Origin of the sequence: Enterobacter sp. kpr-6, assembly GCF_900116015.1 — a bacterium.
Taxonomy (GTDB): domain Bacteria; phylum Pseudomonadota; class Gammaproteobacteria; order Enterobacterales; family Enterobacteriaceae; genus Enterobacter_D.
In genome coordinates, this window is sequence record NZ_FOYH01000001.1 from 849,860 (window position 1) to 870,829 (window position 20,970).

The 20,970-nt window shown below is 52.5% G+C and carries 21 protein-coding genes; 12 read left to right on the plus strand and 9 right to left on the minus strand.

Features of this window, described 5'->3' with window-relative positions; translation table 11 throughout:
• Positions 1–168 precede the first annotated feature (168 nt).
• Positions 169–1,065, plus strand: coding sequence for a 23S rRNA pseudouridine(2605) synthase RluB (gene rluB, locus BM373_RS04020; protein ID WP_090459700.1), 897 nt, complete (start codon positions 169–171; stop codon positions 1,063–1,065).
• A gap of 88 nt (positions 1,066–1,153) precedes the next feature.
• Here rluB and cobO read toward each other — a convergent pair whose 3' ends face one another.
• Both cobO and BM373_RS04030 read right to left on the minus strand, forming a co-directional pair.
• On the minus strand, positions 1,154–1,744 hold the full coding sequence (gene cobO / locus BM373_RS04025; RefSeq protein ID WP_090459702.1) for a cob(I)yrinic acid a,c-diamide adenosyltransferase: 591 nt from the start codon (positions 1,742–1,744) through the stop codon (positions 1,154–1,156).
• Positions 1,741–2,499 (minus strand): YciK family oxidoreductase, encoded by a 759-nt coding sequence (locus BM373_RS04030; RefSeq protein WP_090459704.1) that lies wholly within the window; start codon positions 2,497–2,499, stop codon positions 1,741–1,743. Before BM373_RS04030 ends, cobO begins: the two co-directional genes overlap by 4 nt.
• A 257-nt stretch (positions 2,500–2,756) precedes the next feature.
• Between BM373_RS04030 and sohB the strand changes: the two genes are divergently transcribed.
• Positions 2,757–3,803, plus strand: a complete 1,047-nt coding sequence (sohB, locus tag BM373_RS04035) for a protease SohB (protein WP_090459706.1) — start codon at positions 2,757–2,759, stop codon at positions 3,801–3,803.
• Between the two features lie 39 nt (positions 3,804–3,842).
• Here the strand turns inward: sohB and BM373_RS04040 are convergent, their stop codons facing one another.
• Positions 3,843–4,094, minus strand: a complete 252-nt coding sequence (locus BM373_RS04040) for a YciN family protein (RefSeq protein WP_090459709.1) — start codon at positions 4,092–4,094, stop codon at positions 3,843–3,845.
• A gap of 396 nt (positions 4,095–4,490) precedes the next feature.
• Between BM373_RS04040 and topA the strand changes: the two genes are divergently transcribed.
• Both topA and cysB read left to right on the plus strand, forming a co-directional pair.
• Positions 4,491–7,088, plus strand: a complete 2,598-nt coding sequence (topA, locus tag BM373_RS04045; RefSeq protein WP_090459711.1) for a type I DNA topoisomerase — start codon at positions 4,491–4,493, stop codon at positions 7,086–7,088.
• Positions 7,089–7,270: 182 nt separating this feature from the next.
• Entirely contained in the window at positions 7,271–8,245 is a 975-nt protein-coding gene (gene cysB, locus BM373_RS04055; protein ID WP_090459714.1) for an HTH-type transcriptional regulator CysB, read from the plus strand.
• 70 nt (positions 8,246–8,315) lie between these two features.
• Here the strand turns inward: cysB and BM373_RS04060 are convergent, their stop codons facing one another.
• Complete coding sequence (locus tag BM373_RS04060; protein ID WP_177220106.1) at positions 8,316–8,774, minus strand: DUF3617 family protein; 459 nt, start codon at positions 8,772–8,774, stop codon at positions 8,316–8,318.
• A 426-nt stretch (positions 8,775–9,200) separates the two neighbouring features.
• On the opposite strand from BM373_RS04060, the gene BM373_RS04065 reads away from it, so the two are divergent.
• The 3 genes from BM373_RS04065 (at position 9,201) to acnA (ending at position 12,588) form a co-directional block, all read left to right on the plus strand.
• The gene (locus BM373_RS04065) at positions 9,201–9,341 is read left to right on the plus strand and encodes a YmiA family putative membrane protein (RefSeq protein ID WP_218159463.1); all 141 of its coding nucleotides are present in this window, start codon (positions 9,201–9,203) and stop codon (positions 9,339–9,341) included.
• A gap of 310 nt (positions 9,342–9,651) precedes the next feature.
• The gene (gene ymiC, locus BM373_RS21775; protein ID WP_256214550.1) at positions 9,652–9,741 is read left to right on the plus strand and encodes a small membrane protein YmiC; all 90 of its coding nucleotides are present in this window, start codon (positions 9,652–9,654) and stop codon (positions 9,739–9,741) included.
• A gap of 171 nt (positions 9,742–9,912) precedes the next feature.
• Positions 9,913–12,588, plus strand: coding sequence for an aconitate hydratase AcnA (gene acnA / locus BM373_RS04075; RefSeq protein WP_090459720.1), 2,676 nt, complete (start codon positions 9,913–9,915; stop codon positions 12,586–12,588).
• Positions 12,589–12,630: 42 nt separating this feature from the next.
• On the opposite strand, the gene ribA is transcribed toward acnA, so the two are convergent.
• Positions 12,631–13,218, minus strand: coding sequence for a GTP cyclohydrolase II (gene ribA / locus BM373_RS04080; RefSeq protein WP_090459722.1), 588 nt, complete (start codon positions 13,216–13,218; stop codon positions 12,631–12,633).
• 195 nt (positions 13,219–13,413) lie between these two features.
• Between ribA and pgpB the strand changes: the two genes are divergently transcribed.
• From pgpB to yciH, 5 genes are all read left to right on the plus strand, one after another.
• Positions 13,414–14,187, plus strand: a complete 774-nt coding sequence (gene pgpB, locus BM373_RS04085; RefSeq protein ID WP_090459725.1) for a phosphatidylglycerophosphatase B — start codon at positions 13,414–13,416, stop codon at positions 14,185–14,187.
• 167 nt (positions 14,188–14,354) lie between these two features.
• Positions 14,355–14,663: a LapA family protein gene (locus BM373_RS04090; protein ID WP_090459727.1), complete on the plus strand. Its 309-nt coding sequence runs from the start codon at positions 14,355–14,357 to the stop codon at positions 14,661–14,663.
• Between the two features lie 6 nt (positions 14,664–14,669).
• A complete protein-coding gene (gene lapB, locus BM373_RS04095) occupies positions 14,670–15,839 on the plus strand; it encodes a lipopolysaccharide assembly protein LapB (RefSeq protein ID WP_090459729.1) in 1,170 nt (389 codons plus the stop codon).
• A 185-nt stretch (positions 15,840–16,024) separates the two neighbouring features.
• On the plus strand, positions 16,025–16,762 hold the full coding sequence (pyrF, locus tag BM373_RS04100) for an orotidine-5'-phosphate decarboxylase (protein WP_143102616.1): 738 nt from the start codon (positions 16,025–16,027) through the stop codon (positions 16,760–16,762).
• Positions 16,762–17,088 carry a stress response translation initiation inhibitor YciH gene (gene yciH, locus BM373_RS04105; protein WP_090459730.1) on the plus strand — a complete coding sequence of 109 codons (327 nt, stop codon included), beginning with the start codon at positions 16,762–16,764 and terminating at the stop codon, positions 17,086–17,088. The genes pyrF and yciH overlap by 1 nt, the downstream gene beginning before the upstream one ends.
• Positions 17,089–17,204: 116 nt before the next feature.
• On the opposite strand, the gene osmB is transcribed toward yciH, so the two are convergent.
• The 4 genes from osmB to pdeR all read right to left on the minus strand — a co-directional run bounded on the left by osmB (position 17,205) and on the right by pdeR (position 20,909).
• Complete coding sequence (gene osmB / locus BM373_RS04110; protein WP_090459991.1) at positions 17,205–17,423, minus strand: osmotically-inducible lipoprotein OsmB; 219 nt, start codon at positions 17,421–17,423, stop codon at positions 17,205–17,207.
• 260 nt (positions 17,424–17,683) lie between these two features.
• Complete coding sequence (locus tag BM373_RS04115; RefSeq protein ID WP_090459732.1) at positions 17,684–18,442, minus strand: DNA-binding transcriptional regulator YciT; 759 nt, start codon at positions 18,440–18,442, stop codon at positions 17,684–17,686.
• A gap of 216 nt (positions 18,443–18,658) precedes the next feature.
• The gene (locus BM373_RS04120) at positions 18,659–18,841 is read right to left on the minus strand and encodes a protein YciZ/DeoL (RefSeq protein ID WP_090459734.1); all 183 of its coding nucleotides are present in this window, start codon (positions 18,839–18,841) and stop codon (positions 18,659–18,661) included.
• A gap of 76 nt (positions 18,842–18,917) precedes the next feature.
• Entirely contained in the window at positions 18,918–20,909 is a 1,992-nt protein-coding gene (gene pdeR, locus BM373_RS04125) for a cyclic di-GMP phosphodiesterase (protein WP_090459736.1), read from the minus strand.
• Positions 20,910–20,970: the final 61 nt, after the last annotated feature.

Genomic DNA, 20,970 nt, shown 5'->3' on the forward strand with positions numbered 1-20,970 from the left:
GCGTGTATAGAAGCATTTGCGGCGAAATTCATGTAGTATGTGCGGCCACATGAAATAAGGCGCGTTTTTTACGCCATGATTTTACATAGCAGCGAGAGGGGTTTTCCGGTCTCGCTGTTTTTGCAAGTCTCCAAGACGCCTGTGAAGGCGACACCTGAAGGAAGCTCTATGAGCGAGAAATTACAGAAAGTGCTGGCGCGTGCTGGCCACGGTTCACGCCGTGAAATTGAAACCATTATTCAGGCCGGACGCGTCAGCGTGGACGGCAAAATCGCAACCCTGGGCGACCGCGTTGACGTTACCCCGGCGTTGAAAATTCGTATCGACGGACATCTTATTTCTGTTAAAGAATCCGTGGAACAAATCTGCCGCGTGCTGGCGTATTACAAGCCGGAAGGCGAGCTCTGTACCCGTAACGATCCGGAAGGTCGCCCGACCGTATTTGATCGTCTGCCTAAACTTCGCGGCGCGCGCTGGATTGCGGTAGGGCGTCTTGACGTCAATACCTGCGGCCTGCTGCTGTTCACCACCGATGGTGAACTCGCGAACCGCCTGATGCACCCGAGCCGTGAAGTTGAGCGTGAATATGCGGTGCGTGTTTTTGGTCAGGTTGAAGACAGCAAAGTGCGCGATCTGGCGCGCGGCGTACAGCTTGAAGACGGCCCGGCGGCGTTTAAAACCATCAAATTCAGCGGTGGTGAAGGCATTAACCAGTGGTACAACGTCACCCTGACCGAAGGGCGCAACCGCGAAGTGCGTCGTCTGTGGGAAGCGGTGGGCGTGCAGGTAAGTCGTCTGATCCGTGTCCGTTATGGTGACATTCCGCTGCCGAAAGGCCTGCCTCGCGGCGGTTATACCGAACTGGATCTGGCGCAAACCAACTACCTGCGCGAACTGGTGGAGTTACCGGCGGAAACCGAATCCAAAGTGGCGGTTGAAAAAGATCGTCGCCGCCTGAAAGCCAATCAGATCCGCCGTGCGGTGAAACGTCACAGCCAGACAAGCAGTCCGCGTCCGGCATCCAGCAATCGCCGCTCAAGCACGCGTAATAAAAGCAACGGATAAGCATAAAAATGGCGGCTAATTAGCCGCCATTTTTTATTGCACCAACAGGTGACGTAACGTCACCTGTGTTGAACCTCAGTAATCAATCTCAGTAATCAATGCCCATCTGCGCTTTTACGCCCGCATCAAAAGCATGTTTAACCGGACGCAGTTCGCTGACGGTATCTGCAAGATCCAGAATATCGCGATGACAACCCCGGCCGGTAATAATCACTGTCTGATGGGACGGGCGGGCATTCAGCGCTGCGATCACCTCTTCCAGCGGTAAATAATCGTAGGCCACCATGTAGGTCAGTTCATCCATGATCACCATATCCAGGTTTTCATCGGCGAGCATCCGGCGGCCATGCTCCCAGACAGCCCTGCAGGCGGCGGTATCAGACTCCCGGTTCTGCGTCTCCCAGGTAAAACCTGTCGCCATGACCTGAAATTCCACGCCATGGGGTTCAAGCAAATTACGCTCGCCGTTAGGCCAGGTGCCTTTGATAAACTGGATCACACCCACTTTTTTGCCGTGCCCGACGGCACGTGTGGCTGTGCCAAAGGCGGCGGTAGTTTTGCCTTTGCCGTTGCCGGTAAACACGATCACAATACCGCGCTCGTCCTGTGCGGCTGCAACGCGGGCGTCAACTTTCTCTTTTACCCGCTGCTGACGCTGCTGATAACGTTCTTCACTCATTGCGATATCCCCGGTTTGCGGTCTGGCTGAGCGTCAAAGCTCATGCCCGTTTTACGGCGGCTGTCATCGCCCATCAGCCATAAATAGAGCGGCATAATATCCGCAGGTGTTTTTAATTTGAGTGGATCTTCCGTCGGGAAAGCATTTGCACGCATGTCGGTGCGTGTCCCGCCGGGATTAATACAGTTCACCCGCAGATGACGGCTCTGATACTCCTCCGCCAGCACCTGCATCATTCCTTCGGTTGCAAACTTCGACGCGGCATACGCGCCCCAGTTTGCGCGCCCCTGACGTCCCACGCTTGAGGACGTGAACACCAGCGAGCCCGCTTCCGATTTGAGTAATAAAGGAAGCAAGGCCTGGGTCAGATAGAAGGTCGCGTTGACGTTAACCTGCATGACCTGCTGCCAGACCTCCGGCTTTTGCTGATCCATCGGGCAGACATCGCCAAGCAGCCCGGCATTATGCAGAACACCGTCAAGGCGCGGATAGTGATGAGCGATCTCCCGGGCAAGGCTCAGGCAGTCATCTGGCGTGCAGGTTGCCAGATCCAGCGTAAACCCACGCGCCTGACCGCCTTCCTGCGTGATCGCCTGCGCGACCCGGTTCAGTTTCTCTTCATTGCGGCCAAGCAGGATGATGCTTGCACCGTGGCGGGCATAGGTGAGCGCCGCCTCTTCACCGATACCCGCCGTTGCGCCGGTCACCAGAATGATGCGGTTTTGCAGTAAATCGCGTTTGGGCTGGTAGTACACGGATTCTCCTCAGACATAGCTGTCTTTCGCGCGTCAGATTAATCGCCTCTTGACCAGTGGGTTTTATGCCTTAATCCGCGCGCTATTTCAATCAGCCAAAGTTTGACAATCGGGCAGGTTAACATCTTGCAACGTTTTCATGGTATCTAAAAAAATCAGGGAGATGGCTCGTAACATTGTGCTGTCAAAGAAGACGACCCCGTTAGGGTCATGTACACTGGATGCGAATACAGAGCGGTTATATCAAGGTGGTACGCGTGGAATTACTGGCTGAATATGGGTTGTTTTTAGCAAAAATTGCTACGGTGGTCATTGCGATCGCAGTCGTGGCCGTGCTCATCGTCAATCTGGCGCAGCGTAAGCGCCATCGCGGTGAGCTACGCATCACGAATCTCAGTGAGCAGTATAAGGAAATGCAAGAGGATGTCTCCGTTGCGCTGCTCGACAGCCATCAGCAAAAGCTGTGGCATAAGGCGCAAAAGAAAAAGGCAAAACTTGAGGCAAAAGAGGCCAAAGCCGCTGCTAAACAGGGCAGAGCGCCGGTGAAGACCAAGCCTCGTGTGTATGTACTCGATTTTAAAGGCAGTATGGACGCGCATGAAGTGAGCAGCCTGCGTGAAGAAATCACCGCTGTCGTAACGATGGCGAAGCCAGAGGATCAGGTGATACTGCGCCTGGAGAGTCCGGGCGGTGTGGTACACGGCTATGGTCTTGCTTCCTCTCAACTCCAGCGCCTGCGCGACAAAAATATTCCGTTAACCGTTGCAGTCGATAAAGTGGCGGCCAGCGGAGGCTACATGATGGCCTGCGTAGCCAATAAAATCGTGGCAGCGCCCTTTGCCATCCTCGGTTCGATTGGCGTGGTCGCACAGATCCCCAACTTTAACCGCTTCCTGAAAAGCAAAGATATCGACATCGAGTTGCATACGGCGGGTCAGTACAAACGTACGCTGACTCTGCTTGGTGAGAACACCGAAGAAGGGCGACAGAAGTTCCGCGAGGATCTGAATGAAACGCACGACCTCTTTAAAGAATTCGTCAAGCGTATGCGTCCGACGCTGAATATCGATGAAGTAGCAACCGGTGAGCACTGGTATGGCATGCAGGCTCAGGAGAAAGGGCTGGTGGATGAAGTCGGGACCAGCGATGAATTATTGCTGAGTCTTATAAATGAACGTGAGGTGGTCAGCGTTCGTTTCATGCAGCGCAAAAAGCTGATGGATCGTTTTACCGGCAGCGCGGCGGAAAGCGTTGATCGCCTGCTGCTACGCTGGTGGCAGCGCGGTGAAAAGCCGATGCTGTAAAACAAAAAGCGAGGCTTCAGGCCTCGCTTTTTTATGTGCTTAATCCGTCAGGGTGTACTTCTCGGATAACACATGTGCCAGATGTTTAAACATATTGAAGACGGCGGTGCTTTTCGGCGTTGGCAGGCCCTGCTCATCGAGAAAATACTCACCGCTAAAGACCAGTACGCCATTGCGTTCAGTCACGTCGGTTGCGCTAATGCCCTGAATATAGTCTTCATGATTCTGAATGATTTCATTGGCAACAATGAGTAACGACTGGCGAGCAATAGGTTGAATGGTATCGTGCATAACGGACTCCTTAGGCAATGCGCACATTCTACGTCCGGCAGGGGACACGGGCAAATTTTCCCTGTTTTTAAAATGGTTTTCACCCCAGGGCTTCGCTGGCGTGATTTGCTTTTGCATGCTAATAAAGTTGCGTAACGAATTTTATCAGGTAGAGTGTGCGCTTTCGTCAATCTGGCAACAGATTTGCTTGACATTCGACCTTAAGTCCGTCGTGCTACTAACTTGCTGCGCGAAAAAACCTGTGAACTCAGTCACCTGGGCACAATAATTCACGCGCCCGGTTTTAATAGGGGTTGATATCCAGTGCCGTCGCTGCCATATAAAAGCGCGTCGCCAGTGGAAAGTGAATCAACGTGCGACGTATTCCTGGAAGAATCAAATTAGGTAAAGGTGAATATGGGTAAAGCTCTCGTCATCGTTGAGTCCCCGGCAAAAGCCAAAACGATCAATAAGTATCTGGGTAATGACTACGTGGTAAAATCCAGCGTCGGTCATATCCGCGATTTGCCGACCAGTGGCTCAGCACCCAAAAAGAGCGCTGACTCTGCCTCCACCAAAACGGCTAAGAAGCCCAAAAAGGATGAACGTGGCGCTCTTGTCAATCGCATGGGCGTTGACCCATGGAATCAATGGGACGCACGTTACGAAGTGCTTCCCGGCAAAGAAAAGGTCGTTGCTGAGCTGAAATCGCTCGCTGAAAAAGCTGACCATATCTATCTCGCAACCGACCTTGACCGCGAAGGGGAAGCCATTGCCTGGCACCTGCGGGAAGTGATCGGTGGCGATGACACCCGCTACAGCCGCGTGGTGTTTAACGAAATTACCAAAAACGCGATTCAACAGGCTTTCGAAAAGCCCGGCGAACTGAACATCGACAGAGTGAATGCACAACAGGCGCGTCGCTTCGTGGATCGCGTGGTGGGTTACATGGTTTCACCTCTGCTGTGGAAAAAGATCGCCCGTGGTTTATCCGCCGGACGTGTTCAGTCCGTTGCGGTGCGCCTGGTCGTCGACCGCGAGCGTGAAATCAAAGCCTTTGTGCCGGAAGAATACTGGGAAATCGACGCAAGTGTGGCAACGCCCGCCGGTGATTCCCTCCCGCTTCAGGTTTCTCATCACAACGATAAGCCGTTCCGCCCGGTCAACCGCGAGCAGACGATGGCGGCGGTCAGCCAGCTTGAAAAAGCGCGCTATGTGGTGTCGGATCGTGAAGATAAGCCGACCAGCAGCAAACCTGGCGCACCTTTTATCACCTCCACGCTTCAGCAGGCGGCGAGTACCCGTCTCGGCTATGGCGTGAAAAAGACCATGATGATGGCGCAGCGCCTGTATGAAGCGGGCTACATCACCTATATGCGTACTGACTCAACGAACCTGAGCCAGGATGCGGTCAACATGGTGCGCGGGTACATTACGGACAACTTCGGCAAAAAATACCTGCCGGAAAGCGCGAATCAGTACACCAGCAAAGAAAACTCTCAGGAAGCGCACGAAGCGATTCGTCCTTCTGATGTAGGCGTGCTTGCCGAATCGCTCAAAGATATGGAAGCGGATGCGCAAAAACTGTACCAGTTGATCTGGCGTCAGTTTGTGGCCTGTCAGATGACGCCTGCCCAGTACGATTCCACGACGCTGACCGTTGAAGCGGCCGAGTTCCGCCTGAAAGCACGTGGTCGCACGCTGCGTTTTGATGGCTGGACCAAAGTGATGCCGCAACTGCGCAAAGGCGACGAAGACCGGACCTTGCCTGCGGTGAACAAAGGCGATGTGGTGTCGCTCATTGAGTTGACGCCTGCCCAGCACTTCACCAAACCGCCTGCGCGCTTTAGCGAAGCGTCACTGGTTAAAGAACTGGAAAAACGCGGTATTGGTCGCCCGTCCACCTATGCGTCGATCATTTCGACCATTCAGGATCGTGGCTATGTACGCGTTGAGAACCGTCGTTTCTACGCGGAAAAGATGGGCGAAATCGTCACCGATCGTCTGGAAGAAAATTTCCGCGAGCTGATGAACTACGATTTTACCGCACAGATGGAAAGTAGCCTCGATCAGGTGGCTAACCATGAAGCGGAGTGGAAAAGCGTACTGGACGACTTCTTCAAAGATTTTACCGATCAGCTCGGACAAGCCGAGAAGGATCCAGAAGAAGGGGGCATGCGCCCTAACCAGATGGTACTGACCAGTATCGATTGCCCGACCTGCGGTCGCAAAATGGGCATTCGTACGGCCAGTACCGGCGTGTTCCTGGGCTGTTCTGGCTATGCATTACCGCCGAAAGAGCGCTGCAAGACCACCATCAACCTGGTGCCGGAAAACGAAGTCCTCAATGTGCTGGAAGGCGACGATGCGGAAACCAACGCGCTGCGCGCCAAGCGCCGCTGCGTGAAGTGTGGCACGGCGATGGACAGCTACCTGATCGATCCGAAGCGTAAATTGCACGTCTGTGGTAACAACCCGACCTGTGATGGCTACGAAATCGAAGAGGGTGAGTTCCGCATCAAAGGCTATGATGGCCCGATTGTGGAGTGCGAGAAGTGTGGTTCTGAAATGCACCTGAAAATGGGGCGTTTCGGTAAGTACATGGCCTGCACCAACGACGACTGCAAAAACACGCGTAAGATCCTGCGCAACGGTGAAGTCGCGCCGCCGAAAGAAGATCCGGTGCCGCTGCCTGAACTGCCTTGTGAAAAGTCAGATGCGTATTTTGTTCTGCGTGACGGCGCGGCAGGTGTTTTCCTTGCGGCAAACACTTTCCCGAAATCACGTGAGACGCGCGCACCGCTGGTGGAAGAGCTGTTCCGCTTCCGCGATCGTCTGCCGGAAAAACTGCGTTATCTGGCCGATGCGCCACAAGAAGATCCGCAGGGCAATAAAACCGTTGTGCGTTTCAGCCGTAAAACGAAGCAGCAGTATGTTGCCTCGGAAAAAGAGGGCAAAGCCACAGGCTGGTCTGCATTCTTTGTTGATGGTAAATGGGTGGAAGGTAAGAAGTAGTCTAACTTCAATAACCTGTGATGAAGGGCCGGTTCTCCGGCCCTTTTTTATTGCGTGCGATTATTTTACCGGCTCATCTATACACTAAACACATAAATGATATAGTGGTTATAGTTAAATCATTTTTTATTATTAAATCGTCTTAGGCATGAGCTCGCAAGCCGCACACCGGATGGTCAGTCATGAAACTACAGCAGCTTCGTTATATTGTTGAGGTGGTCAATCATAACCTCAACGTCTCTTCTACTGCTGAAGGGCTGTATACCTCACAGCCCGGCATCAGTAAGCAGGTCCGTATGCTGGAAGATGAGCTGGGCATACAGATCTTTGCCCGCAGTGGTAAGCACCTGACGCAGGTGACCCCAGCAGGCCAGGAAATTATCCGCATTGCCCGTGAAGTCTTATCAAAAGTGGATGCCATTAAATCGGTAGCGGGGGAGCACACCTGGCCGGATAAAGGTTCGCTCTATGTCGCGACAACTCACACCCAGGCGCGGTATGCGCTGCCCAATGTGATCAAAGGTTTTATCGAGCGCTATCCGCGCGTGTCGCTGCACATGCATCAGGGTTCCCCGACGCAAATTGCTGAAGCGGTGTCAAAAGGCAATGCGGATTTTGCCATCGCCACCGAAGCGCTGCACCTGTATGACGATTTGGTTATGCTGCCGTGCTATCACTGGAACCGTTCCATCGTTGTGACCCCCGATCATCCGCTGGCCGGGAAAGCGTCGGTGGGTATTGAGGAACTGGCACAGTTCCCGCTGGTTACCTACACATTCGGTTTTACCGGGCGCTCAGAACTGGATACGGCGTTCAATCGTGCGGGCCTGACGCCGCGCATTGTTTTCACGGCCACCGATGCAGATGTGATCAAAACCTACGTCCGTCTGGGGCTGGGTGTTGGGGTGATTGCCAGCATGGCAGTGGACCCGATTTCTGATCCGGATCTGGTCAAACTGAATGCGCAGGACATTTTCAGTCACAGCACCACGAAAATTGGTTTCCGCCGCAGCACTTTCCTGCGCAGCTATATGTATGATTTTATTCAGCGCTTCGCCCCGCATCTGACCCGCGATGTAGTTGATACCGCCGTTGCGTTGCGATCGAATGAAGATATTGAAGCGATGTTCCAGGATATTAAATTGCCTGAGAAATAAGGCTCACAACTACTACGCCCCCGCTGGTTATACGGGGGCCATGAAAAATAAAAATCACTTAAAAAATTAATCAGTTAAAGATGTTTGGTCGCCCGTCCGGGGCGGACTTGGTGTTGCTAGAACACGTTTTCTTTATAAATTTTTGGACATAGTTTCTGTTTACAACCGTCTTTTTGCCATCCTTCTCATAATCTAGTCTCATCTTCATGGTTAATTCGTTTTTACCGATTTTTGTTAAATCTATTTCGAAATCAATGCGCTCATCTGCTTTTAGACAAAAAAACGTGCTTTTAAAAGTGGTTTCATTGCTTTCAATCGTATTGATCACACACCCTTTTTTTGTCACTACTCGCCCTTTGCGTGCATTCCCCAGAATGGCGGTAGTCTTCGGCTTGTAACAGTAATTCTGTGTTTTTCCGGTGATTGTGTCGGTTGCAAACCATTCTCCTGTCTGGATAACGATTGCATGGGCGGGGTGGATCTTTGTCAAAAGAGCAACAAGCAGCAAAGCTTGCGTTATACGTTTCATAAATAATCCCTTATATGATTTTAGTCCTGAATGATATATGGCCTGTGACGCATAACCATTAACATTTAATGTTAGCCTTGCGAATACTGGCAACATAAAACTCCGTTTATCAGCCGGTCGTCATTGTCTTATACCCTGTGAAACCCTGCAAGATTTGGGAAGGAGTGGATAACGGACATTGGCACTTAAATAGCAATCAAAAAACACACTCTCCATGCTCTGATTCGGTAACAAAGTAGAATCACATAAGCCGCTGCGCCAGGTTCTTACATCAATAATTTATTTCTGGTCAAAAGATTGAATATTTCACTGGAAATGATGCGTAAATTCGCTGGCTTTTCGTCTAAAGTTTCTTTAGGATTTGTCTCATCTCATGATTACTTGTACCTATTGTTCGGTGTCAAAATGATAAGCGATGTCGATTGTGTGAGGTTAGCAATGCCATCAGGAAGTGAAGAACCGCAAAGGGATCCAGAGCTGAAGCGTAAAGCCTGGCTGGCGGTATTTCTCGGCTCCGCCTTATTCTGGGCGGTCGTGGCATTACTTGTCTGGAATTTTTGGGGTTAAAAATGGCGTCTACAAGACTCCCTGAAGTGCGTAAGCCACTGTGTCAGTTACATGACAAGCCTGAACCGGCGAAAAATGAAACTGTGGTTTGCATTCCGCCTTCATGGACACTGACGCCAAATCAGCAGGCTTTTATTGCATCGTTCGCAGAAGACGAACACAAAAAACAATAATTGCTGTTGCCTCAGGTCTGTGGAAATTAACCCGCTGAGGCAAGCCTTTTGTACTCTTTAATAAATACACCACAGCATAAGTGAATTGAGTAAAAACTCAGTTTCATTGATTGGATAATTAGGATGGTGTAATCAAAATGAATAATCTTAAATACTGGTCATGGCTTAGCGCATTCTCTGTCTCTATCGCTTTCTGGGGACAACTGGTCTGGACGCTCTCCCATTAATCTTCTCTAAAACCTCGCCACGGCGGGGTTTTTTGTTTCCTGCGCAGTACCTTAACCTCGAAGTTTATCAATTTGGGTTGTTATCAAAACGTTACGACATGTTTGTGTTATCTTTAATACAGACCCTGATGCTTATCAGGGTATCGCAATCCCTGTATTAAGGAGGAGCTTATGTCGTCGACCCTACGCGAAGCCAGTAAGGATACATTGCAGGCTGAGAATAAAACCTACTATTACTACAGCCTGCCGCTGGCCGCTAAGGAACTTGGGGATATTGCGCGATTACCCAAGTCGCTGAAAGTATTACTGGAGAACCTGCTACGCTGGCAGGATGAAGACTCCGTAACCGAAGAAGATATTCGCGCATTAGCCGGATGGCTGAAAACGGCCCACGCCGATCGGGAAATTGCCTATCGACCGGCCAGGGTTCTGATGCAGGACTTTACCGGCGTCCCGGCGGTGGTGGATCTCGCCGCCATGCGCGAAGCCGTTAAACGTCTGGGCGGCGATACCGCCAAAGTGAACCCGCTTTCTCCGGTCGATCTGGTTATCGACCACTCCGTGACCGTCGACCATTTTGGCGATGATGATGCCTTCGAAGAAAACGTCCGCCTTGAAATGGAGCGTAACCATGAGCGTTACGTTTTCCTGCGCTGGGGCCAGCAGGCATTCAGCCGCTTTAGCGTCGTGCCACCGGGAACGGGCATTTGTCACCAGGTGAACCTTGAATACCTGGGCAAAGCGGTGTGGAGCGAATTGCAGGATAAAGAATGGATCGCTTACCCCGACACGTTGGTCGGTACCGATTCGCATACCACTATGATCAACGGCCTGGGTGTTCTCGGCTGGGGCGTGGGCGGTATCGAAGCGGAAGCGGCAATGCTCGGACAGCCTGTCTCCATGCTGATCCCGGACGTTGTTGGCTTCAAGCTGACCGGGAAGCTGTCTGAGGGGATCACCGCCACCGACCTGGTTTTAACGGTGACGCAAATGCTGCGTAAGCACGGTGTGGTAGGCAAATTCGTTGAGTTTTACGGCGATGGCCTGGATTCCCTGCCGCTGGCTGACCGGGCGACCATTGCTAACATGGCACCGGAATACGGTGCGACCTGCGGCTTTTTCCCGATCGATGGCGTAACGCTCGACTATATGCGTCTTAGCGGGCGCAGTGAAGAGCAGGTGGCGCTGGTTGAGGCCTATGCCAAAGCCCAGGGCATGTGGCGTAATACTGGCGACGAGCCGGTGTTCACCAGCACGCTGGAACTGGACATGAACGAGGTAGAGGCCAGCCTTGCCGGACCTAAACGTCCTCAGGATCGGGTGGCCTTAAGCGACGTACCGAAAGCCTTTGTCGCCAGCTCTGAGCTGGAGATTAATACCGCCCAAAAAGACAGGCTGCCTGTCGATTATGTGATGAAAGGCCAGCAGTACCAGTTGCCGGAAGGGGCGGTGGTTATTGCGGCTATTACCTCCTGTACCAACACATCAAACCCAAGCGTACTGATGGCCGCCGGACTGCTGGCGAAAAAAGCGGTGACGCTGGGCCTCAAACGCCAGCCGTGGGTTAAAGCCTCTCTCGCGCCCGGCTCAAAAGTGGTGTCTGATTATCTGGCGCAGGCCCGTCTGACTCCTTATCTCGACGAGCTCGGTTTTAATCTGGTCGGTTACGGCTGCACAACCTGTATCGGTAACTCCGGGCCGCTTCCTGACCCCATCGAGCAGGCGATTAAAAAAGGTGATTTGACGGTCGGCGCAGTGCTTTCTGGCAACCGTAACTTTGAAGGGCGTATTCACCCGCTGGTTAAAACTAATTGGCTGGCATCGCCGCCGCTGGTGGTGGCTTATGCGCTGGCGGGCAATATGAATATCAATCTGGCTACCGATCCGATCGGCCACGATCGCAAAGGCGATCCGGTTTATCTGAAAGATATCTGGCCTTCGAGTCAGGAGATCGCCCGCGCCGTGGAGAAAGTCTCCACTGACATGTTCCGCAAAGAGTACGCCGAAGTCTTTGAGGGAACGGACGAGTGGAAGTCGATCAAAGTCGAGCATTCCGACACCTACGGCTGGCAGTCCGATTCCACTTACATTCGCCTGTCGCCATTCTTTGATGATATGGGCGCGCAGCCGAAGCCGGTGGAGGATATTCACGGTGCCCGGATCCTGGCGATGCTGGGTGACTCGGTCACCACCGACCACATCTCACCGGCGGGGAGCATTAAACCCGACAGTCCGGCGGGGCGCTATCTGCAAAGCCATGGCGTGGAGCGCGGTGAGTTCAACTCGTACGGTTCGCGTCGCGGGAACCATGAAGTGATGATGCGCGGCACCTTTGCCAACATCCGCATTCGTAACGAAATGGTGCCGGGCGTGGAAGGGGGCATGACGCGCCATCTTCCGGGTAGCGAAGTGGTGTCGATTTATGACGCCGCTATGCGTTATCAGGCGGAAGGCACGCCGCTGGCGGTGATTGCCGGGAAAGAGTACGGTTCTGGCTCCAGCCGTGACTGGGCGGCAAAAGGGCCGCGTTTGCTGGGCGTGCGCGTGGTGATTGCGGAATCTTTCGAACGTATCCACCGCTCCAATTTGATTGGGATGGGGATCCTGCCGCTGGAGTTCCCACAGGGGGTAACGCGTAAAACGCTGGCGCTGACCGGTGAAGAGCGTCTGGACGTACATAATCTGGATGCGCTGAAACCCGGTGCGACGATCCCTGTTCAGCTTACCCGCGCAGACGGTTCGCAAGAGGTGATTGAGTGTCGCTGCCGTATCGACACCGGGACCGAACTGACTTACTACCAGAACGACGGCATATTGCATTACGTTATCCGCAACATGCTGCACTAAAACAAAAAGGCCTGCATCAGCAGGCCTTTTTTACGCGTTAGCTTAATCCAGCAAATGCCCCATTTTGGCGGCTTTGGTATCAAGATAATGCTCATTCTTCGGATTGCGCCCCACGATCAGCGGCACACGTTCAACGATATTAATCCCCGCTTCGGTTAAAATCTCGACTTTGCGCGGGTTATTGGTCAGCAGGCGGACTTCATCCACCCCCAGCAATTTAAACATGTCTGCGCACAGCGTGAAGTCGCGCTCATCAGCGGCGAAGCCGAGCTGGTGGTTGGCTTCAACGGTGTCATAGCCTTGATCCTGAAGCGCATAGGCACGAATTTTATTCAGCAGGCCAATGTTACGACCTTCCTGGCGATGGTACATCAGGATCCCGCGACCTTCTTCTGCAATGTGTGATAACGCCGCTTCAAGCTGAAAACCGCAGTCACAGCGGAGGCTGAAAAGGGCGTCACCCGTGAGGCATTCTGAATGCACACGCGACAGTACCGGCGTCTGGCCGGAAATATCGCCGAAAACCAGTGCAACATGATCCTGCCCGGTTGCCAGTTCTTCAAAACCCACCATCAGGAAATCGCCCCATGGGGTTGGCAGTTTGGCTTCTGCCACACGTTTAAGCTGCATGTGATTCTCCGAAATGAGAGGCACTTTCTTGTGCCATAGCCTTAAGGCTTTTGTCTGGCGCTATTTTGCCACAAGCGGGCAAACTTCTCTAATCGCGACAACCGGCAGCAAACTTTAAGCGCACAAATGCGTCAATCTGATCCGGGATGTTAATTTTCAGTTATTATTGAGGGCTTAACCGGATAAGGAGAAGAGATGATTCCGATCATAAAGCGCATTATGGCAGGGACAGGAATATTGCTGATTATGCCGCTCGCCGTGTGGCTTTCAGGCTGGCAGTGGGAGCCGGGGCCGGGCAGCGGCTGGCTTAAACTTCTCTACTGGGTGACAGAAACCGTAACCCAGCCATGGGGGATCATCACCCATGTGGTCCTTTTCGGCTGGTTTTTGTGGTGTCTGCGCTTCCGCTTAAAAGCCGCGCTGGTGCTTTTCCTGATCCTCGGATCCGCAATCCTTGCCGGGCAGGGGGTGAAATCCTGGGTGAAAGAACAGGTGCAGGAGCCGCGCCCATTTGTCATCTGGCTTGAAAAAACGCAGCATATTCCGGTTGATGAGTTCTACACTTTAAAGCGCAAGGATCGCGGGCATCTGGTAAAAGAACAGCTTAAAGGAAGAGACGATATTCCAGCCTTTTTACGCAAGCACTGGCAAAAAGAGACCGGGTTTGCGTTCCCCTCCGGGCATACCATGTTTGCCGCAAGCTGGGCGTTACTGGCGGTAGGATTACTGTGGCCGCGCAGACGAACAATCACCATCGTCGTGCTTCTGGTATGGGCAACCGCGGTGATGGGCAGTCGAATGCTGCTGGGAATGCACTGGCCGCGTGATTTAGTCGTGGCGACATTGATTTCCGGTTTGCTGGTCACCTTTGCCACTATGCTGGCGCAGCGTTTGTGCGGGCCATTAACGCCACCGGTTGAGGAAGTTAAAGAGATTGTCTCGCGTGATGATGACGGCAATGCGCCCTGACGCGGGCTTTATTTTCATCAACGATTGATTTTCTGTGTTCAGCCCTCAAATACATTATCTGACGCGCTTTTCCGTTTCGTCCAGGGCGCGAAAATGGTAGGTTATAAGGCTGAATGCAGTAAGTTGAACACAATTTATTCGCTCAAATCCACATAACGGGAAGTAATGTGAAATATTTACTCATTTTCTTACTGGTGTTAGCGGTTTTTGTTATTTCGGTAACGCTGGGTGCGCAAAACGATCAGCTTGTGACCTTCAATTATCTGCTGGCGCAGGGCGAATTCCGTATTTCAACGCTGCTGGCGTTTTTATTTGCTGCAGGTTTCGCCATTGGCTGGCTGGTTTGTGGACTATTCTGGCTGCGTGTGAGGGTTTCCCTTTCGCGCGCGGATCGCAAAATTAAACGACTTGAACATCAGCTTGCACCTGCAAACGACGTTCCCGTAATGACCGGCACGCCGTCCGTCAAGGAATAACAGTATATGCTGGAGTTGTTGTTTCTGCTTTTGCCCGTCGCGGCCGCTTATGGCTGGTACATGGGCCGCAGAAGTGCGCAACAAACAAAGCAGGATGAAGCGAACCGGCTCTCGCGCGATTACGTCGCGGGGGTAAACTTTCTGCTAAGCAACCAACAGGACAAAGCGGTAGACCTGTTCCTCGATATGTTAAAAGAGGACACCGGTACCGTTGAGGCCCATCTCACCCTCGGAAACCTGTTCCGCTCCCGTGGCGAAGTCGATCGCGCCATTCGTATTCATCAGACCCTGATGGAAAGCGCATCGCTTTCCTACGATCAACGCCTGCTGGCCGTGCAGCAATTAGGCCGCGATTATATGGCCGCTGGCATGTATGACCGCGCGGAAGACATGTTTAAGCAGTTAGTCGATGAAACCGAATTTCGTATTGGTGCGTTGCAACAACTGTTGCAACTCTACCAGGCGACCAGCGACTGGCAAAAAGCGATCGATGTGGCCGAGCGGCTGGTGAAGCTGGGTAAAGATAAACAGCGCGTGGAAATCGCCCATTTCTACTGCGAACTGGCGTTGCAGCATATTGGCAGCGACGATTTAGACAAGGCGATGGCGCTGCTTAAAAAAGGTGCCGCTGCCGATCGTAACAGCCCGCGCGTCTCCATCATGATGGGGCGGGTGCTGATGGCTAAAGGTGAATACGATAAGGCCGTCGAAAGCCTGCTGCGCGTCATCGATCAGGATAAAGAACTGGTCAGCGAAACCCTGGAAATGCTGCAAACCTGCTATCTGCAATTGGGTAAAGCCAGTGAGTGGGCAGAATTTTTGCGCCGTTGCGTGGAAGAAAACGCGGGTGCGACGGCGGACCTGATGCTGGCGGATATTGTTGAGCAGCAGGAAGGGCAGGACCCTGCGCAGGTATACGTTACGCGTCAGTTGCAGCGACATCCCACCATGCGGGTTTTCCATAAGCTGATGGATTATCACCTGCATGAGGCGGAAGAAGGGCGCGCCAAAGAGAGTCTGATGGTGCTGCGGGACATGGTTGGTGAGCAAATCCGCAGCAAGCCGCGCTATCGCTGCCACAAATGCGGTTTTACCGCTTACACCATGTACTGGCATTGCCCGTCGTGCCGGGCCTGGTCAACCGTTAAGCCAATTCGCGGCCTCGATGGACAGTAGTTTTAAAAAACGGTCCACTTTAGTTACAACATACTTGTGATGCTTTTAATTTTCAGCTCAGCCCCGGTGCACCTTTTGCCTAGCAGGAAAAAATGCCTCCTGTCCTTTTGGCCTTCTCGCAGGTAGAATGCACGCCGTTTATTCCTTGCGCCTGAGCGGGTGCCCATCATCAGGAAGGTCTGGTCATGACGTCTACTGCTTCATTTTCTTCTACCGCCGTTACTTCTTCTCCTGTCGTTGTTGCCCTCGATTATGCCGATCGTAATCAGGCGCTGGCCTTTGTCGATCGCATCGCACCAGAAGACTGCCGCCTGAAAGTAGGCAAAGAGATGTTCACGCTTTTCGGTCCACAGTTTGTTCGTGAACTGCACCACCGTGGTTTCGATGTCTTTCTCGATCTTAAATTCCATGACATCCCGAATACGGCCGCCCATGCGGTTGCCGCAGCCGCTGAACTCGGCGTGTGGATGGTGAACGTTCATGCGTCGGGTGGGGCTCGCATGATGACCGCTGCACATGAAGCATTAGTGCCGTTTGGTAAAGATGCGCCTCTGCTGATTGCCGTCACCGTGCTGACCAGCATGGAAGCCAGCGATCTGCATGACCTTGGGATCACCAGTTCACCTGCCGAACATGCGGAACGCCTGGCGCGTCTCACACAGCAATGTGGTCTTGACGGCGTAGTGTGTTCAGCCCAGGAAGCCGTGCGCTTTAAAAATGAATTTGGCCAGGCCTTCAAACTGGTCACGCCAGGTATTCGTCCCGCGGGCAGCGATGTGGGCGATCAGCGTCGCATCATGACGCCAGAAGAAGCACAGAAGGCGGGCGTGGATTATATGGTGATTGGTCGCCCGGTCACCCAGTCGGGCGATCCAGCGCAGACGCTGAAGGCCATTAATGCTTCACTGCGTCAGGGGGCCTGATGAGCGACAATAACAGCCGCCTGGTTTATTCCACCGAAACCGGGCGTATTGACGAACCTAAGCAAGAAATTGCGCGTCCGAAAGGCGACGGGATTGTGCGGATCCAGCGCCAGACCAGCGGACGCAAAGGGAAGGGCGTGTGCCTGATTACCGGTATTGATGCCAGCGATGACGAACTCACCAAACTGGCCGCAGAACTGAAAAAGAAATGCGGATGCGGCGGGGCGGTAAAAGACGGTGTGATCGAGATTCAGGGCGATAAGCGCGATCTGATTAAATCGTTGCTCGAAGCCAAAGGCATGAAGGTCAAACTGGCGGGTGGATAATATATCCACCAATTAAGAGGCCACGGTAAATTACCGCGGCCCTGGTATTTCACTGCGTATGTCAGACCTGGAAATATATTCTCTTTATATTAATCCGCATGCGCGGTAATAGAATATTATTTACCGACCTGGTGACCGATAATACCACCAACAGCCGCGCCACCCAGGGTGCCCAAACCACTACCATCTGTTAATACTGCACCACCTAAAGCGCCCGCACCGGCACCGATTGCGGTATTACGATCGCGTTTAGACCAGTTAGAACATGCGCTCAGCGACATTGCCAGAGCCACAGCCAGAACAGCGGTTGCCATTTTTTTGCTTGATAACATCATCATACCTTTATCTCCTGAAATTATAGATTTACGGAAAGGAGTACAGGTTAAGTATAGTGGCCGTTAAGCAAACTTAAGTCTTTTTCCGTAAATTACGTTGCGCAGGTGTTACTCATTCACGCGTGTGATAGTCACTTCCTGTTATATCGCTCAACATGATTTTACGTCTTGCCCTCAAACCAGACAGGTAAATAGTCTTAATTGAGGCGTCAGAAAACTCTCAGAGATAAAGAGAAGCCCGCCAGAGCGGGCGTCGGGGATTATTGCGGGGAGGCGGTTTTGACAATATTCACAATCAATCCCGCTTGTTCTAATTGCGCCTGCTGCACCGGATGCAACTTTTCATCGGTGATCACGCGGCTGAATTGATTGATGGGTCCGAGGGTATAGGAATGCAGCGCACCGAATTTTGAACTGTCGGTGAGCACAATGGCTTCACAGCCTTTTTCCAGTACCGCGTTAACCACATCAGCGCGCATCATATCGCGTCCGGTAAACCCGGTTTCAGGCTGCCAGCCGTCAATGCCGATAAACGCCTTGCTGAAGTGAACCTGCTGGACATACTGACGCGTTAGGGGGCCGACCATGCTTTCGCTTTTTTTCTGATAGATGCCGCCAAGCAGAATCACTTCGCAGGCGGTGTCTTTCAGGAGATGGGCGATGTAGCCGCTGACGGTAATAATCGTGATGTCTTTAAGCTCCGCCAGCGTGCGCGCAAGCAGGGCATTGCTGCTGCCGTTCTCGATAAAGACGGTTTCGCCGGGATTCACCAGCGAGGCGGCAAACTGGGCCAGTTCACGTTTGAGGGTGAAATTACTCATCATGCGGGTTTCAACGTCGTCGCTTTCCAGCGGGACAGCGAAACCGTGGGTGCGGCGCAAATAGCTTTGCTTCTCCAGCGTATTGAGATCCTGACGGATGGTCACTTCGGAAACGCCGGTGGTTTTAGCCAGTTCAGCCACGCTGACGCGGCCTTTTTCAATCACCATTTGCAGAATAGTTTGTTGTCGGGAATTCATAGCAACGACTTTCACACGGCTCAGGGGCCGTAAAAGGAAAAATAAGCCGTCATGGCGATAAACTCATAACGGCAGTGAATTGTTCTTTTATACCCGTCATACTTCAAGTTGCATGTGCGTTGGCTGCGTTCTCTCACCCCAGTCACGTACTTGTGTACGCTCCCAGGGATTCATTCACTTGCCGCCTTCATGCAACTCGAATTATTTAGGGTAGAATCAGATTTCCCAGGGCGTTTTAGGCGAGCCCGGAGTTTGCGTTTGCTCTTCACTTTCAGCGCGCAATAATTCAGTTTTTAATATTTCAAGATTATGGATGGCAGAGTGGGTGTCACCCGCAACCAGGATATCCAGCACGGTATCAATGCGTCCCGCCAGTTGCTTTACGTCGATGTCAGCCATTTCATCACCTTGTTTAAATAGTCAATAAATTCAATGATGCAAAAATTAAGGGCAAAAGAGAAGGGAAAACCTCTCGCTAACGTGCTTTCCGGTTTTGATAGCGTTTATACCAGCGCTCAAATGCGCTCGCGGGCATCGGTTTAGCAAATAAAAATCCCTGCCGTTCGTTAACGCCATTTTTGGTGAGGAACGCATCTTCCTTCGCACTCTCAACGCCCTCGGCGATCACCTGCAAATTAAGCGCCTGTGCAACCGCCACGATGGCGCGCACCAGGGATTGCGACACCGACTGCTTATGGATATCGCGCACAAAAGATTGATCGAGTTTAATCGCGTCAATCGGGAAACGCGCCAGCTGGGATAATGACGAATAGCCGGTGCCAAAATCATCCAGATGCACCTGCGCGCCCAGCGCGCTGAACTGCTGGATCACCGACAGCGCCAGTTCTTCGTTCTCAATCAGGCAGCTTTCGGTAAGCTCCACGTCAATCGGGCAGTACTCGAAATTAAGATCTTTGAGCGCCTGCTTTAAGTCGCTAAAAATAGTCTGATCGGCTAACTGCCGCGCTGAGACGTTCACCGCCACGCGCAGGTTAATTCCCTTATCACGCCACTTTGCGACCTGCTGCACCACGTCCAGCATCACCCAACGGCCCAGCGGCACAATCAGGCCGGACTCTTCAGCGTAGGAGATAAATTCCAGCGGCCCGATTAAACCACGTTCCGGCGATTGCCAGCGCACCAGCGCTTCGAGGCTGCGGATTTCGCCGCGCCAGGTGATTTTTGGCTGGTAGTAGATCAATAGTTGGTCGTTATCCAGCGCTTTACGCAGATTGGTATCGAGCCATAAATATTCAAAGACGCGCTGATTCATCTCAGGCGAGAAGACGCAAAATTTGCCGCGCCCGCTCTCTTTGGCGGTGTACATCGCTGTATCAGCATTGCGGATAATACTTTCCCGATCGTTACCGTGCTGAGGGGCGAGGGCGATCCCCAAAGAACAACTGGTGTACACCTCAATCAGGCCGATGCGAAAGGGCTGGCGCAAACGGGTAAGAATTCGTGATGCCATCGCCTCCAGCGAACTCTGCGATGTGGGGGTCGCCAGCACGATAAACTCATCGCCGCCGAGCCTCGCGAGCATCTGTCCCTCTTCCAGACAGCTTAAAATGGCCAGCGACACCGCCTGCAAAAGCTGATCGCCAAACATATGCCCGTAAGCGTCATTCACCTTTTTGAAATTATCGAGATCGAGGTAAACCACGCCTACCTGTGCGTCTTCACGCGCGGCAATGGCATCGCTGATCATTTCATGGATGGCATTACGATTGGGCAGGCCGGTGACCGTATCGGTATTGGCCAGAATGCGCAAACGCTCCTGCGCCCGGCGTTCCTCGGTAATATCCGTGCCGGAGCAAATCAGGAAAATTTCGTTCTTACCGCTGCCGCTGTGGACGAACTTATTGCGGAATAAAAATAAGCGTTGTCCTTTGCGGGTTTTAATCCAGCGTTCGAGTTCAAAAGAATTACCGTTGCGAAAGAACTCACTGATATCGCGCCTGGATGCCACCGCTTCCCGGCGACTCATAAATAATGTGAAGACATTCTGACCGATCACTTCGTGTTCACGCAGGCCGGTATATTCTTCGCATAACCGGTTAAAGCGGTGAATATTACCGTGGCGATCGAGGATCACGATGGCTGAATTGGCTTCCGAGACGATCTGTTCAGCAAACAATAATCCCTGCACCAGATCGCGGGCGACGGAGGAGGTGTCATGCCATTCGGACGCCGACCCCTCCCATTCGCTTTTGCTGACTTTACGACCCACAAGGTGCACCAGCACTTCGGTACCGGAGATCGTCAGCGTCATGGTGACACTCGATGTAATCGCCGTCATCTCACGAATGCGGGTGGCAAGCTCTTCATCGAGATCAATAGTCTGGCAGGTGTCGGAGGTTTCGCTTGTGGCAAAATGAAGCACATTGCTGTCTGCGGTGAGTCGCCAGTAAGGGCTAATTGTCCCCAGGTAACGAAACAGTAAATTTTGTTCCAGATCGTCTTTCATGCTTTCTCCAGCCCACCAGCGATACGCATCCTTAGTCACAAGCCCTTACTGCCAAAAAAAC

What these genes read in the sequence shown, in the direction of transcription:
- cobO (WP_090459702.1), bottom strand. Translation starts at nt 1,744, where the DNA reads ATGAGTGAAGAACGTTATCAGCAGCGTCAGCAGCGGGTAAAAGAGAAA.
- pdeR (WP_090459736.1), bottom strand. Translation starts at nt 20,909, where the DNA reads ATGAAAGACGATCTGGAACAAAATTTACTGTTTCGTTACCTGGGGACA.
- ribA (WP_090459722.1), bottom strand. Translation starts at nt 13,218, where the DNA reads ATGCAGCTTAAACGTGTGGCAGAAGCCAAACTGCCAACCCCATGGGGC.
- pyrF (WP_143102616.1), top strand. Translation starts at nt 16,025, where the DNA reads ATGACGTCTACTGCTTCATTTTCTTCTACCGCCGTTACTTCTTCTCCT.
- BM373_RS04120 (WP_090459734.1), bottom strand. Translation starts at nt 18,841, where the DNA reads ATGGCTGACATCGACGTAAAGCAACTGGCGGGACGCATTGATACCGTG.
- BM373_RS04115 (WP_090459732.1), bottom strand. Translation starts at nt 18,442, where the DNA reads ATGAATTCCCGACAACAAACTATTCTGCAAATGGTGATTGAAAAAGGC.
- cysB (WP_090459714.1), top strand. Translation starts at nt 7,271, where the DNA reads ATGAAACTACAGCAGCTTCGTTATATTGTTGAGGTGGTCAATCATAAC.
- rluB (WP_090459700.1), top strand. Translation starts at nt 169, where the DNA reads ATGAGCGAGAAATTACAGAAAGTGCTGGCGCGTGCTGGCCACGGTTCA.
- osmB (WP_090459991.1), bottom strand. Translation starts at nt 17,423, where the DNA reads ATGATGTTATCAAGCAAAAAAATGGCAACCGCTGTTCTGGCTGTGGCT.
- yciH (WP_090459730.1), top strand. Translation starts at nt 16,762, where the DNA reads ATGAGCGACAATAACAGCCGCCTGGTTTATTCCACCGAAACCGGGCGT.
- BM373_RS04040 (WP_090459709.1), bottom strand. Translation starts at nt 4,094, where the DNA reads ATGCACGATACCATTCAACCTATTGCTCGCCAGTCGTTACTCATTGTT.
- BM373_RS04060 (WP_177220106.1), bottom strand. Translation starts at nt 8,774, where the DNA reads ATGAAACGTATAACGCAAGCTTTGCTGCTTGTTGCTCTTTTGACAAAG.
- topA (WP_090459711.1), top strand. Translation starts at nt 4,491, where the DNA reads ATGGGTAAAGCTCTCGTCATCGTTGAGTCCCCGGCAAAAGCCAAAACG.
- ymiC (WP_256214550.1), top strand. Translation starts at nt 9,652, where the DNA reads ATGAATAATCTTAAATACTGGTCATGGCTTAGCGCATTCTCTGTCTCT.
- lapB (WP_090459729.1), top strand. Translation starts at nt 14,670, where the DNA reads ATGCTGGAGTTGTTGTTTCTGCTTTTGCCCGTCGCGGCCGCTTATGGC.
- acnA (WP_090459720.1), top strand. Translation starts at nt 9,913, where the DNA reads ATGTCGTCGACCCTACGCGAAGCCAGTAAGGATACATTGCAGGCTGAG.
- pgpB (WP_090459725.1), top strand. Translation starts at nt 13,414, where the DNA reads ATGATTCCGATCATAAAGCGCATTATGGCAGGGACAGGAATATTGCTG.